At 72.0% G+C, this 12468-nt stretch carries 13 protein-coding genes; 7 read left to right on the forward strand and 6 right to left on the reverse strand.

Going from position 1 to position 12468, the window contains the following annotated elements; all coding sequences use genetic code 11:
• The first annotated feature begins 126 nt into the window (after positions 1-126).
• Together IG54_RS0122805 and IG54_RS0122810 are read left to right on the forward strand one after the other, a co-directional pair.
• Complete coding sequence (locus IG54_RS0122805) at positions 127-363, forward strand: hypothetical protein (protein WP_030787464.1); 237 nt, start codon at positions 127-129, stop codon at positions 361-363.
• Positions 364-525: 162 nt separating this feature from the next.
• Positions 526-1203 (forward strand): HU family DNA-binding protein, encoded by a 678-nt coding sequence (locus IG54_RS0122810; protein WP_030787466.1) that lies wholly within the window; start codon positions 526-528, stop codon positions 1201-1203.
• 136 nt (positions 1204-1339) lie between these two features.
• On the opposite strand, the gene IG54_RS42995 is transcribed toward IG54_RS0122810, so the two are convergent.
• Together IG54_RS42995 and cofC are read right to left on the reverse strand one after the other, a co-directional pair.
• Positions 1340-1543, reverse strand: coding sequence for a hypothetical protein (locus tag IG54_RS42995; protein WP_030787468.1), 204 nt, complete (start codon positions 1541-1543; stop codon positions 1340-1342).
• Positions 1544-1556: 13 nt separating this feature from the next.
• Positions 1557-2192, reverse strand: coding sequence for a 2-phospho-L-lactate guanylyltransferase (cofC, locus tag IG54_RS43000; protein ID WP_030787470.1), 636 nt, complete (start codon positions 2190-2192; stop codon positions 1557-1559).
• A 142-nt stretch (positions 2193-2334) separates the two neighbouring features.
• On the opposite strand from cofC, the gene IG54_RS0122825 reads away from it, so the two are divergent.
• The 3 genes from IG54_RS0122825 to IG54_RS0122835 are packed head-to-tail and all read left to right on the forward strand — an operon-like array spanning position 2335 to position 5394.
• Positions 2335-3153 carry a lysophospholipid acyltransferase family protein gene (locus IG54_RS0122825; RefSeq protein WP_030787474.1) on the forward strand — a complete coding sequence of 273 codons (819 nt, stop codon included), beginning with the start codon at positions 2335-2337 and terminating at the stop codon, positions 3151-3153.
• Entirely contained in the window at positions 3150-4178 is a 1029-nt protein-coding gene (locus IG54_RS0122830; RefSeq protein ID WP_267883661.1) for an NAD(P)H-dependent glycerol-3-phosphate dehydrogenase, read from the forward strand. Before IG54_RS0122825 ends, IG54_RS0122830 begins: the two co-directional genes overlap by 4 nt.
• 34 nt (positions 4179-4212) lie before the next feature.
• A complete protein-coding gene (locus IG54_RS0122835) occupies positions 4213-5394 on the forward strand; it encodes a D-alanine--D-alanine ligase family protein (protein ID WP_030787482.1) in 1182 nt (393 codons plus the stop codon).
• Positions 5395-5409: 15 nt separating this feature from the next.
• Here IG54_RS0122835 and IG54_RS0122840 read toward each other — a convergent pair whose 3' ends face one another.
• Positions 5410-5907 carry a DUF3515 domain-containing protein gene (locus tag IG54_RS0122840; protein ID WP_030787484.1) on the reverse strand — a complete coding sequence of 166 codons (498 nt, stop codon included), beginning with the start codon at positions 5905-5907 and terminating at the stop codon, positions 5410-5412.
• A gap of 20 nt (positions 5908-5927) precedes the next feature.
• Positions 5928-6161, reverse strand: a complete 234-nt coding sequence (locus IG54_RS0122845; RefSeq protein WP_030787487.1) for an Lrp/AsnC family transcriptional regulator — start codon at positions 6159-6161, stop codon at positions 5928-5930.
• Between the two features lie 209 nt (positions 6162-6370).
• Between IG54_RS0122845 and IG54_RS0122850 the strand changes: the two genes are divergently transcribed.
• Positions 6371-7363: a thiamine-phosphate kinase gene (locus IG54_RS0122850; RefSeq protein WP_037897577.1), complete on the forward strand. Its 993-nt coding sequence runs from the start codon at positions 6371-6373 to the stop codon at positions 7361-7363.
• Positions 7360-8154 carry a bifunctional hydroxymethylpyrimidine kinase/phosphomethylpyrimidine kinase gene (gene thiD / locus IG54_RS0122855; protein WP_030787493.1) on the forward strand — a complete coding sequence of 265 codons (795 nt, stop codon included), beginning with the start codon at positions 7360-7362 and terminating at the stop codon, positions 8152-8154. The genes IG54_RS0122850 and thiD overlap by 4 nt, the downstream gene beginning before the upstream one ends.
• On the opposite strand, the gene IG54_RS0122860 is transcribed toward thiD, so the two are convergent.
• The gene (locus IG54_RS0122860; protein ID WP_030787496.1) at positions 8127-9395 is read right to left on the reverse strand and encodes an FAD-dependent monooxygenase; all 1269 of its coding nucleotides are present in this window, start codon (positions 9393-9395) and stop codon (positions 8127-8129) included. The genes thiD and IG54_RS0122860 overlap by 28 nt on opposite strands.
• 35 nt (positions 9396-9430) lie before the next feature.
• Positions 9431-12457 (reverse strand): BTAD domain-containing putative transcriptional regulator, encoded by a 3027-nt coding sequence (locus IG54_RS0122865; protein WP_030787499.1) that lies wholly within the window; start codon positions 12455-12457, stop codon positions 9431-9433.
• Positions 12458-12468: the final 11 nt, after the last annotated feature.

The raw sequence follows: 12468 nt of genomic DNA on the forward strand, positions 1-12468 counted from the left end.
CGGACGGAAGAAGAGGCCGGAAATCCCCTTGTACTCGGCCCGAGCGGGTACCCTCATGAGGGCACCGGATGGCGGTAGTTACCCCCTGCGGAGGCGACAACTCGCCCCAGATGGCACAATCGGTGCATGGGACGCGACAGCCAACTCGAGCTCTACGGCCTCGTCGCGGCCCAACTGAAGGAAGCGCACTCACGGGTGCGTGCACTGCAAGTCCCGGAGGGCGTACGGATGGCGCTGACCCGGAAGCTGCTGGTCATTACGGCCGCGGCCAAACACGATCTCGCCGATGCGGCAAGGCGTCTGGAGCGTTTGATGGCCTCCCTCGACGAAGCTGACGAGGGCCGATTCCCCGAAGACACCTGAGCCTCAAGCCTCAACGGGCCTTCGAGGAACTCCGAGATGGTCCAGTTCGTTGCGGCACAAGGGTGATTAGCCCGTTTCGTGTTTGATTTGCGGTATATATCTGCCTAACGTGCGAAAAAGCCGGAGTATTTCGCTCCCGGCAATGTCTCCGAAGGGGAAGACGTGAACAAGGCGCAGCTCGTAGAAGCGATTGCCGACAAGGTGGGCGGCCGCCAGCAGGCCGCCGACGCCGTCGACGCGGTACTCGACGCCATCGTCCGTGCCGTGGTCAGCGGGGACCGTGTTTCGGTCACCGGCTTCGGCTCGTTCGAGAAGGTCGACCGCCCGGCCCGTTACGCCCGCAACCCGCAGACGGGCGAGCGCGTGCGGGTCAAGAAGACCTCCGTTCCGCGCTTCCGCGCCGGTCAGGGCTTCAAGGACCTGGTGAGCGGCTCGAAGAAGCTGCCCAAGAACGACGTCGCGGTCAAGAAGGCGCCCAAGGGCAGCCTGACCGGCGGTGCTTCCGCGACGGTCAAGAAGGCGGCGGCCAAGAAGGCCACCACCAAGAAGGCGGCCGCGAAGAAGACCACCGCCGCCAAGAAGACCACCGCCAAGAAGACCACGGCGACGGCGAAGAAGGCCACGGCGAAGAAGACCACCGCCAAGAAGGCCACGTCGACGGCGACGGCGAAGAAGGCCACCGCCAAGAAGACCACCGCCAAGAAGGCCACGCCCGCCAAGAAGGCCACGGCGAAGAAGACCACGGCGCCGGCGAAGAAGGCCACGGCCAAGAAGGCGCCCGCCAAGAAGTCCACGGCGCGCAAGACGACCGCCAAGAAGGCCACCGCCCGCAAGAAGTAGGGGCACAGGGCACTCACGCGCCGGGCCGGACTCCCACGGGGGAGCCCGGCCCGCGTCGTGTCCGACCGGCGCCACGCGCGGCCGTCCCTCAGGTGCCTCGGTGCCCAGGTGCCTCAGGCCCCGGCGCTCAGGTGCCTCAGAACGTCTGGAGCGTCACCAGGGTGATGCGGCGCGCCTCGCCCTCCCCGTCGACCTCGATCCGCACCCGCTGGCCGGGCCGCAGCAGCCGCAGCCCGCCCGCGTCGAACGCGGGGGCCTCGAAGGGCACGGGGGTGCCGTCGTCGAGCAGCACGCTGCCGCTGCGGGTCTCGGAGTCGTACGTGTACGCGGTCGCCTGCATGGGGGCAGCGTACTCAGTCGGCGATGAGCAGGGGGGCGGCGGCCTTTGCGGTATGCGGACCCACACCCAGTGCGAGGGCGGCGCGCAGGTCTTCTCCGGTATCCACGTCCTGGCGTACGGAATCGATGCCGTCGAGCGGGAGTTCCACGGCCCCGGACGCCGCGTGGCGGGCCCGGGACGCCGCGCCGAATGCGGGGAGCAATTCCGTTCCCGCCGACGCGGTCAGCAGCGTCGTACCGATTCCGGCGGCGTCCGGCAGAAATGCCCGGGAGAAATGGGCGGCACGATCAAGGGCCCGGGCCAATTCCATGGGGCGCAACGCGGGCAGATCGGCGTTCAGGGCGGCGACGGGCGCGGCGGGGCGCCCGTCGCGTACGGCCGCCGTTCCGTGCCGCAGGGCGGCGTTCAGGCCTTCTCCCGGCTCGTCGGGGACGATACGGGCGCCCAGCGCCGCCAGCTCACGACCCGCCAGGGCGTCGTCCGTGACGACCGCCACATCCCGTACCGCCGGGCACGCCACCGCGGCGGCCACGGTGTCCTGCGCGAATGCCAGGGCCAGGCCCGGGCGCAGGCCGTCGCCCGCGGTGGCGGTAAGCCTGCTCTTGGCGCGCGACAGCGATTTCAGAGGTATGACCAGGGTCCACTGCACGGGCGCTCCGTCCTTGTCGTCGCGCCCATTGTGACCTGCTGGGGGGCCTTGATACCTGGGCGGGCGTACGGTGTTCTCGACAGACCGGCAGCCTGGGGCGACACTTGTGCGGCCGACCAGGCTCATGGAGGAAGGTGTTTGCGTGTCCCGCCGCAGAATCGGCTTCTGGTACCGCCTCGCGGCGGTCATCGCAAAACCGCCGCTGGTGGTTCTGTTCAAGCGGGACTGGCGTGGAATGGAACACATTCCGGCCCACGAAGGATTCATCACTGCGGTGAATCACAACTCGCATATCGACCCGTTGTCGTACGCACACTTCCAGTACAACACCGGCCGGGTGCCGCGTTTCCTGGCAAAGGACGGCCTTTTCAAGGACGGCTTTGTCGGCAGGGTCATGAAGGGCACGGGCCAGATCCCGGTCTACCGCGAGACGACGAACGCGCTCGACGCCTTCCGCGCCGCTGTCGCCGCCATCGAGCGGGGCGAGTGCGTCGCCTTCTACCCCGAGGGCACCCTCACCAGGGACCCCGACATGTGGCCGATGACGGCCAAGTCCGGTGCCGCGCGGGTCGCTCTGGAGACCAAGTGCCCGGTGATCCCGGTGGCCCAGTGGGGCGCCAACCTCGCCCTGCCGCCGTACAGCAAGAAGCCCTCCCTCTTCCCGCGCAAGACCCTTCAGGTGAAGGCCGGGGCACCCGTCGACCTGTCGCGCTTCTACGACAAGGAGCCGACGCCCGAGGTGCTCCGCGAGGCGACCGAGGCCATCATGGCCGCGATCACCGAACTCCTTGAGGAGATCCGGGGCGAGAAGGCCCCCGACGTGCCGTACGACCCGCGCAGGGCACGGCTGGAGCAGCGCCGCAAGGCCGAGGCCCGCAAGGCGCAGCGGAGCACGGCACAGGGCACACCACCGGGCACACCACAGGACACCCCGCAGAACACCTCGGAGGACAGCAAGTGACGAACCCCGTGAACGCGGCAGCCCCGGTGAAGGCCGCCGTCTTCGGAACGGGCTCCTGGGGTACGGCCTTCGGCATGGTGCTCGCCGACGCGGGGTGCGACGTCACCCTGTGGGGCCGCCGCGCCGAACTCGCCGACGCGGTCAACTCCACGCGGACCAACCCGGACTACCTCCCCGGCGTCGAGCTCCCGGAGAACCTGAGGGCCACCACGGACGCCGCCGAGGCCGCCGCGGGCGCCGACTTCACCGTCCTCGCCGTGCCCTCGCAGACGCTGCGCGGGAACCTCGCCGAGTGGGCGCCGCTGCTGGCCCCCGAGACCGTCCTCGTCTCCCTCATGAAGGGCGTCGAGCTGGGCTCCGCGATGCGGATGAGTGAGGTCATCACGGACGTCACGAAGGTCCCGGCCGACCGCGTCGCCGTCGTCACCGGACCCAACCTCGCCCGTGAGATCGCCGCGCGCCGGCCCGCTGCCGCGGTGGTCGCCTGCGAGGACGAGGCCGTCGCCCAGCGCTTGCAGAAGGCCTGCCACACGCCGTACTTCCGCCCGTACACCAACACCGACGTCGTCGGCTGCGAGCTGGGCGGCGCCGTCAAGAACGTCATCGGGCTCGCCGTCGGCATCGCGGACGGCATGGGCCTCGGCGACAACGCCAAGGGCTCGCTCATCACGCGCGGCCTGGCCGAGACCACTCGCCTCGGGCTCGCCATGGGCGCCGACCCGCTGACCTTCTCCGGTCTCGCGGGCCTCGGTGACCTCGTGGCCACCTGCTCCTCGCCGCTGTCGCGCAACCACACCTTCGGCACCAACCTCGGCAAGGGCATGACGCTGGAGGAGACCATCGCGGTCACCAAGCAGACCGCCGAGGGCGTCAAGTCCTGTGAGTCCGTGCTGGATCTGGCCCGCAGGCACGGCGTCGACATGCCGATCACGGAGACCGTCGTCGGCATCGTGCACGACGGCACGCCTCCGGTGGTGGCTCTCAAGGAGTTGATGTCGCGCAGCGCCAAGCCCGAGCGTCGCTGACTGTTTTTCGGGCAGCGGGTACGCTCAACGCGATATGAGCAGCGAGAACCTCCCCCAGAGCCCTGAGCCGCGCCCCGAGTCGAGCGGTGCGCAGCCGCTCCGCAAGCCGCGTGTGGCCGTCGTCTTCGGCGGCCGCAGCTCGGAGCACGGCATCTCCGTGGTGACGGCCGGCGCCATCCTGAGCGCCCTGGACCGCACCAAGTACGACGTCCTGCCCATCGGCATCACCACCGACGGCCGTTGGGCGCTCACGGCGGACGAGCCCGAGCGGATGGCCATCACCGACCGCAAGATGCCGAACGTCGCCGAACTCGCCGACTCCGTGGAGGGCGGCGTCGTGCTGCCGCTCGACCCCGGCAACCGCGAGGTCGTCTACAGCGAGCCGGGCTCCGTGCCCAAGGCGCTCGGCGACGTCGACGTCGTCTTCCCGATGCTGCACGGTCCCTACGGAGAGGACGGCACCCTCCAGGGGCTGCTCGAACTCTCCGGTGTGCCCTACGTGGGCTCGGGTGTCCTCTCCTCGGCCGTCGGCCAGGACAAGGACTACATGAAGCGGATCTTCACGTCCTTCGGACTGAACGTCGGCCCCTACCTGGTGATCCGCCCGCGCGAGTGGAGCCAGGACGAGGCGGGCGCCCGCCGGCGCATCGCGGACTTCGCGGGCGAGCACGGCTGGCCGCTGTTCATCAAGCCCGCGCGCGCGGGCTCCTCGATCGGCATCACGAAGGTCGACTCCTTCGAGGGCCTCGACGAGGCGATCGCCGAGGCGCAGCGCCACGACCCGAAGATCCTCGTCGAGGCGCTGCTGCGCGGCCGCGAGATCGAGTGCGGCGTCCTGGAGTTCGAGGACGGCCCCCGGGCGAGCGTCCCGGCCGAGATCCCGCCGGTGCAGACGCACGACTACTACGACTTCGACGCCAAGTACATCGACTCGACCCCCGGCATCGTGCCCGCGCCGCTGACGCCCGAGCAGACCGCGGAGATCCAGCGGCTCGCGGTCGAGGCGTTCGAGGCGGCGTCCTGCGAGGGCCTGGTGCGCGCGGACTTCTTCCTCACGGAGGACGGCCGGTTCGTGATCAACGAGATCAACACGATGCCGGGCTTCACGCCCATCTCGATGTACCCGCAGATGTGGGAGAAGAGCGGCGTCGGCTACGCGGAGCTGGTGGACCGCCTCATCCAGGCGGCGCTGAACCGCTCCACGGGCCTGCGCTGACGCACCCCTACGGGCTCAGGCGATGCCCTTCGGGATCGTCTTCTTGATGGGGGCGGCGAAGTCCGTGAGCGGGCCGAGGCCGTCCCCCGTCCGCTCCTCGGGGAGCGTCACCTCGACGTAGGCCAGCCGCGCCCCCGTGGTGAACGTGTACGACCCGTCGTCGCGCTTCTGGAGGAGCCAGGCGACGCCGTTCACCCGCACGCCGTTCTGCCCGGCGTAGGCGGGGTCGATCATCTCCGGGGGCCGGGCCACGCCGCAGCGCAGTATGATCGCCGGGTCTCCCCACCCGGCGGTCAGTTCGGACTTCGGCCCGGGGTCGGTGCGCGCCAGCCCGTCGATCTCCTTCGGGAGCTGTGCGTGCAGGTCCCGGCAGAGCCTCGCGGCCTTCGCGTCCGGGGACGGAACCGCCACTGACGCCTCGTCGTCCGTAGCTGAGCAAGCCGCCGTCGTGATCGACATGGCGAGGGCGGCCGTTCCTGCGAGGCAGCGGCGCCGGAGACGAAGGGTGTTCACCGGGCCAGGGTAGACGGGGGCTACAAGTGCACGACCGGGCAGGTCAGGGTTCTGGTGATGCCGTCCACTTGCTGGACCTTGGCGACCACCATGCGGCCGAGCGCGTCCACCGTGTCCGCCTGCGCGCGCACGATGACATCGTAGGGGCCGGTCACGTCCTCGGCCTGGATCACCCCCGGGATCTTGCCGATCAGCTCGGCGACGGTCGACGCCTTGCCGACCTCGGTCTGGATCAGGATGTACGCCTGTACCACGGAACCTCCAGGGCGGCCACGAGGATCATGTGGGGAGAAGGGACGCCACGGTACCGCGTCGCCGCGCGCCACGGGGAGACCCGGGCGGGCTGTGGCGCGCACATCGTGGCGGACGGACAGCAGACGTCGACGGTCACGTCGACCGTACCGACGACAGTGACGGCTCGCGACCGGGGACCGGTCGGCGTGAAAGGGCATGGTGAGACTCGGTGAAGGGAACCGTGGGCGAGTTGGGGGAGTTCGGGCTCATCAGAGAGCTCACCTCGCGGCTCACCTCCACTCCGGCCGTACGGCTCGGCCCTGGCGACGACGCCGCGGTCGTGTCCGCTCCGGACCGCAGGGTCGTGGCGAGCACCGACATCCTCCTGGAGGGGCGGCACTTCCGCCGCGACTGGTCCACCGCCTACGACGTGGGCCGCAAGGCCGCCGCGCAGAACCTCGCCGACATCGCGGCCATGGGGGCCGTGCCGACCGCGCTCCTGCTCGGCCTCGTGGTGCCCGCCGAGCTGCCCGCCAGCTGGCCCACCGAGCTGATGGACGGCCTCAGGGACGAGTGCCAGGTCGCCGGCGCGGCCGTGGTGGGCGGCGATGTCGTCCGCGGCGACACCATCACCGTCGCGATCACCGCGCTCGGTGATCTGCGCAACCACGAGCCGGTCACGCGCGCGGGCGCCCAGCCGGGCGACGTCGTCGCCGTCACTGGCTGGCTGGGCTGGTCCGCCGCCGGGCACGCGGTGCTCTCCCGCGGCTTCCGCTCGCCGCGCGCCTTCGTGGAGGCCCACCGCAGGCCCGAGCCGCCCTACCACGCGGGCCCGGCCGCCGCCGGGCTCGGCGCGACCTCCATGACGGACGTCAGTGACGGGCTCATCGCCGACCTCGGGCACATCGCCGAGTCGAGCAAGGTGCGCATCGACATCCGCTCCGGGAGCGTCGACGTGCCCTCCCAGATGAACGACATCGGCCAGGCCGTCGGCGTCGACCCCCTCCAGTGGGTGCTCAACGGCGGTGAGGACCACGCGATCGTGGCGACGTTCCCGCCCGACGTGAAGCTGCCCGCCCGCTGGAAGGTCATCGGCGAGGTCCTCAACCCCTCGGCCCTGCCCCAGGTGACCGTGGACGGCGCGCCCTGGACCAGCAAGGGCTGGGACCACTTCGGGGACAACGCCGACCCGGGCGACGCGGGCCCCGGGGTGAGCGAGTGACCGCGCCGCCGCGGGTGCTCACCGTCGCCGGATCCGACTCCGGGGGCGGGGCGGGCATCCAGGCCGACCTGAAGACGATGCTCGCCCTCGGCACGCACGGCATGAGCGTCGTCACGGCCGTCACCGCCCAGAACTCCCTGGGCGTGCAGGGCTTTTGGGCGCTTCCGGCCCAGGCGGTGCGGGATCAGTACCGCAGCGTCGTCGACGACATCGGCGTACAGGCCGTGAAGACCGGCATGCTCGCGTCGGCCGAACTGGTCGAGACCGTCGCCGACTTGCTCGCGGGCACGGACGCGCCCGCCGTCGTCGACCCGGTCGGCGTCTCCAAGCACGGCGACTCGCTGCTCGCGGCGTCCGCCCTGGACTCCGTACGGACGAGGCTGCTGCCGGTGGCGACGGTCGCCACACCCAATCTCGACGAGGTCACCCAGCTCACCGGCATCGAGGTCACCTCTCAGGACGAAATGCGCCGCGCGGCCGCCGCCGTCCTCGCGTACGGCCCGAAGTGGGTGCTCATCAAGGGCGGCCACTTGCGGGGTGACGCCGTGGACCTGCTCACCGACGGCTCCGAGGAGTACGTGCTGCGCGCCCCGCGCCACGACAACCGCCACACGCACGGCACCGGCTGCACCCTCGCGAGCGCGATCGCGGCGCAGCTGGCGAAGGGGCAGAGCGTGCCGGGGGCGGTGGCGGCGGCCAAGGAGTACGTGACCGGGGCGATCGCCGCCGGGTTCGCACTCGGCGGCGGGATCGGCCCGGTCGATCACGGCTGGCGGTTCAGGGAGGCGTAGGCGGCGGAGGGCTCAAGGACGTACTCCTTGAGCGCGAGGTCGCTCGCGGCCTTCTCCGTCAGCCTCTTGAAGAAGCCCGCGAGCAGGCGGGAGCCGAGCAGCCGGTAGACGCGGTCGCGGCTGCGGATCTTCTTCTCCGAGGGCGGGGCCAGGAAGGGGCCCGCGTTGCCCGAGATCTTCTGGCAGCCCGTGGCGTAGTCGCGGATCTCCGCCTCGTACGCGGCGAAACCGGCCCGGTGGTCGCCGCGCGCGGCCGCCAGCTCCCCGGCCAGGACGTACGCGCCGACCAGCGCCGTGCCCGTGCCCATGCCGCCCATCGTGGCGCCGTACCCGGCGTCCCCCAGGAGCACCACACGCCCCCTGGAGAGCCGGTCGACGTGGATCTGCGCGATGGCGTCGAAATACAGCTCCTCGGCGCTCTCAAGGGCTTCCAGGGCCCGCGCCGCGTGCGTCCAGCCCAGGCCCGCGAACCTCTGGGCGAGGATCCTCTTCTGCTCGGCGGTGTCGTGGCGGTCGTAGTCGAGCCGCTCGGACCCGAAGACCAGGGCCGCGCCCGCCCGCTCGGGGTCGCCGTCATAGTTGCTGATCATGAGGGTGCGGCCGGGCTCGCTGTAGATGCGGGCGGTGCGGTCGAGCCCGAGGTGGTTGGGGATCTGGAAGCCGGCCACGTAGTAGCCGAGGAACCGCAGGTACGGCGCCTCGTCGCCGAAGACCAGACGGCGGGTGTTCGAGTGCAGTCCGTCTGCGCCGACGACGAGGTCGAAGCGGCGGGGCGCGCCGTGGTCGAAGGTCACGTCGATGCCTGCGGAGTCCTCGCTCAGGGAGGCGATGGAGTCTCCGAAGACGTACTCCACGTGGTCCCGGGTGCGCTCGTACAGGATCGTGGAGAGATCGCCGCGGAAGATCTCCACATCGCCGCTCATCAGGAACGCGGGCAGATCCACCCGCTCCTTGCCGTCGGCCTCGACGAGGGTCTGTCGGCCCATGTGCGTCTGGCGGCGGTGGACCTCGCCCCAGATGCCCATCCGCCGGAGCACGGTGCGGTGCACGTCGCCACGGAAGTCGACGGCGAAGCCGCCCTCGCGCAGGGCGGGCGCCTTCTCCAGGACGGTGACGCGCGCTCCGTAGCGGGAGAGCCACAGGGCCAGAGCCGGGCCCGCGACGCTGGCGCCGGAGATCAGGACGTTCAGATGGGCGAGGCTGTGGGCGGGGGTCCGTGTGGTGTGCGTCGCTGTCGTCATGCCAGGAAGCTTCGAGGCCGCCGCTGACCGTCCGCCTACCGTTCGCTTACCGCCTCCCGCACCGCCGCTGACCGCAGCTCCCGGCCCTGTCCGAAGGCTTTGTCGTACGCCTCCGGAGACAGCCGCTCGCGCGCGGACCGCTCTACGGGTACGACGTCGGGGTCGCCGGCGATCAGCGTGCCGCGCAGGCCGTGGGCGGCACCGAGGAGCCTGGCGGCGTCCTCCGGGCCGGCCGCGACGGCCGCCAGCGCCTCGGCGACCTCGGCCAGTTCACCGGTGCCCGAGGCGAGGCCGCGGGCCTGCCCGAGCCAGTCGGCGGCCTCCTCCGGGCGGGACTCGGCGAGCGCGGTACGGCCGAGGCCCACCAGGATCCGCACACTCTGCCCCAGGCTGAACCAGTTGGCGGCGCACGCCTCCAGAGCCGCTTCGTAGTGCTCACGCGCGCGTGCCGTGTCCCCGGACAGCCGCGCCACGTCCCCGAGGCCGCGCCGCGCGGTCGCCACCTTGTCGGGCACGCCCGTGGCGCGGGCGAGGGCGGCGGAGCGCGTGTAGTGCGCGGCGGCCGCCTCGAAGTCACCGGCGTGCAGCAGGACCGTGCCGCGCTGGTGCAGCAGATCGGCGGTCTCCTCGGGCGCCGCCAACTCGCCTACGTGCGTAAGGCCTTCGTCCAGGCGCCGAAGAGCCAGATCGCGCTCGCCACGCCAGTCGGCGAACATCCCCAGCGGATCCAGGCAGTTGGCCATGCCCCAGCGGTCACCGGTCGTACGGAAGCCCGCGAGAGCGCGGGTGAACGCCGCTTCGGACGCGTCGGCGCGGCCCGCGAACAGTTCCTGGAAGCCCTGCCCGAGGTCGAGGAGGGCCACCCCCCAGGGGTGGTCGCCGACCTGGGACCGCACCCGGTCCTCCATGGCGCGCGCGGGCCCGCCCGCCACCGACCAGAGCACTACCAGGTACGGCAGCCGCAAAGGCCCCGCAAGCGCCGCCAGCAGACCGTCCGCGCGCGCGAGGCGGTCCGGTTCCGCGGGGTCGGCGCCGTCACCGGCGATCGTGTTGATCACACACAGGACGTACTCCTCGCCGAGCCCCTCCGGAGGTTCGGAGCCCACCGCGTCGAGCAGGTCGCGGGCCAGGACCGTGCGCTCTCCGTAGAGGCCGCGCAGCCGCCAGAACCAGGAGAGCGCCGCCATCATCCGCAGCCCGCCCCGCGGGTCGGCGCGGGTCAGGTGGCGCAGCGCGGCGTCCAGATTGCCGCGCTCGGCAGCGAGCCTCGCCAGCCACGGCAGCTGCTCGCGCCCGCGCAGCCGCGGTTCGGCGCGCTCGGCGAGGTCCAGGAAGTACCTGGCGTGAGCATCCCGTAGCCGGTCCTCCTCGCCCGCGTCGGACAGCTGCCGGGCACAGAACGCGTGAATGGTCCGCAGCATGCCGTACCGCCCGTCGGCCACGTCCAGGAACGACTTCTCCGCGAGCGAGGCGAGCAGGTCCTCCGGATACGGGACCCCGCAGACGGCCTGCACGGCCTCCGGGGTGGCGCCTTGGGAGAACACCGTGAGCCGCCGGGCCAGCTCCCGCTCCTCGTCGTCGAGCAGCTCCCAGCTCCACTCGACGACCGCGTGCAGGGTGCGGTGCCGGGGCGCCTTCGTGCGGTCGCCCCGCGAGAGCAGCCGGAAGCGGTCGCCGAGGCGGGCGGCCAGCTCGTCCAGGGTGAGGGTGCGCAGCCGGGCGGCGGCCAGCTCGATGGCGAGCGGGAGCCCGTCGAGGGCCGCGCAGATCTCCCCGACGAGCCGTACGCCGTCCCCGTCGGCGGGGCTTTCCAGGTCGGGCCGTACGGCGGCCGCCCGGTCCGCGAAGAGCCGCGCCGCGGGCTCGGCGGCCAGCGGCGGCACCGCCCACAGGACCTCGCCGGTGATCCCGAGCCCCTCCCGGCTGGTGGCAAGGACACGCACCCCGGGGCAGGCCCCGAGCAGGAGCGCGGCGACCCGGGCCGCCTCGTCGATCAGGTGCTCGCAATTGTCCAGGACGAGCAGCAGCTCACGGCCGTGCAGGGCGGACAGCAGCCGCTCGGTGGTGTCACCGCCCGCCGCGCGGAAACCGTCGCGCACCCCGAGCGCGGAGAGGATCGCGTACGTCACCTGGGCCCCGTCGGCCAGCGGGGCCAGCTCTACGTAGCAGACGTCGGGCAGCGCCCTGGCGGCCTCGATGGCCAGCCGCGTCTTGCCCGCGCCGCCCGGTCCGGTCAGCGTCACGAGCCGCGCCCCGGTCAGCAGGGCGCCGATCCGCGTCAGCTCGTCGGCCCGCCCGATGAACCGGGTCAGCTGCGCGGGCACACCCCGCTGCCGGGCCGGCTCCTGGCCCTGGAGCAGCTCCAGGTGGAGCGCGGACAGCTCGGCGGAGGGGTCGGCGCCCAGCTCGTCGGCGAGGACGCGGCGCGCGTCCTCGTAGGCGGTGAGCGCCTCCGCGGTCCGCCCCGACGCGTGGAGCGCCCGCATCAGCTGGGCGTGCAGCCGCTCGCTCAGCGGGTGCCCGGCGATCAGCTCCCGCAGCTCCGGCACGAGGCCGTGGCCGCCGCCCAGCGCGAGATCCGCCTCGACGCGGTCCTGTACGGCGGCCAGCCGCAGCTCGTCGAGGCGGGCCACGAGACCGAGGGCGTCCGGAAGATCGGCGACGGCGGGCCCCCGCCACAGGCCGAGCGCTTCCCCCAGGAGAGCGGCGGCGCCGCGAGGGTCCCCGGAGCCGAGCGCGCGGCGCCCCTCACGGGAGAGCCGCTCGAAGCGGTGGAGGTCGACGTCCTCGGGGGAGACGGCGAGGCGGTAGCCCGGCGGGACGGCCTCGATCTCAAGACCCAGACGCCTGCGCAGCCGGGAGATCTGCGACTGAAGGGCGTTCGACGCGCCTGTCGGCGGCTCGTCCCCGTAGAGCCCATGGATCAGCCGCTCCCGGGAGACGGCACGGCCCGCGTCCAGGAGCAGCAGGGTCAGCAGCGCGCGGGGGCGCGGCCCGCCGGGGTCCACGGGGAGGCCGTCGCGGGAGCGGATGTCGAGGGGGCCGAGGATGCCGAAGCGCACCGCCGGATTCT

The sequence above is a fragment of the Streptomyces sp. NRRL S-920 genome (assembly GCF_000717945.1).
Taxonomy (GTDB): domain Bacteria; phylum Actinomycetota; class Actinomycetes; order Streptomycetales; family Streptomycetaceae; genus Streptomyces; species Streptomyces alboniger.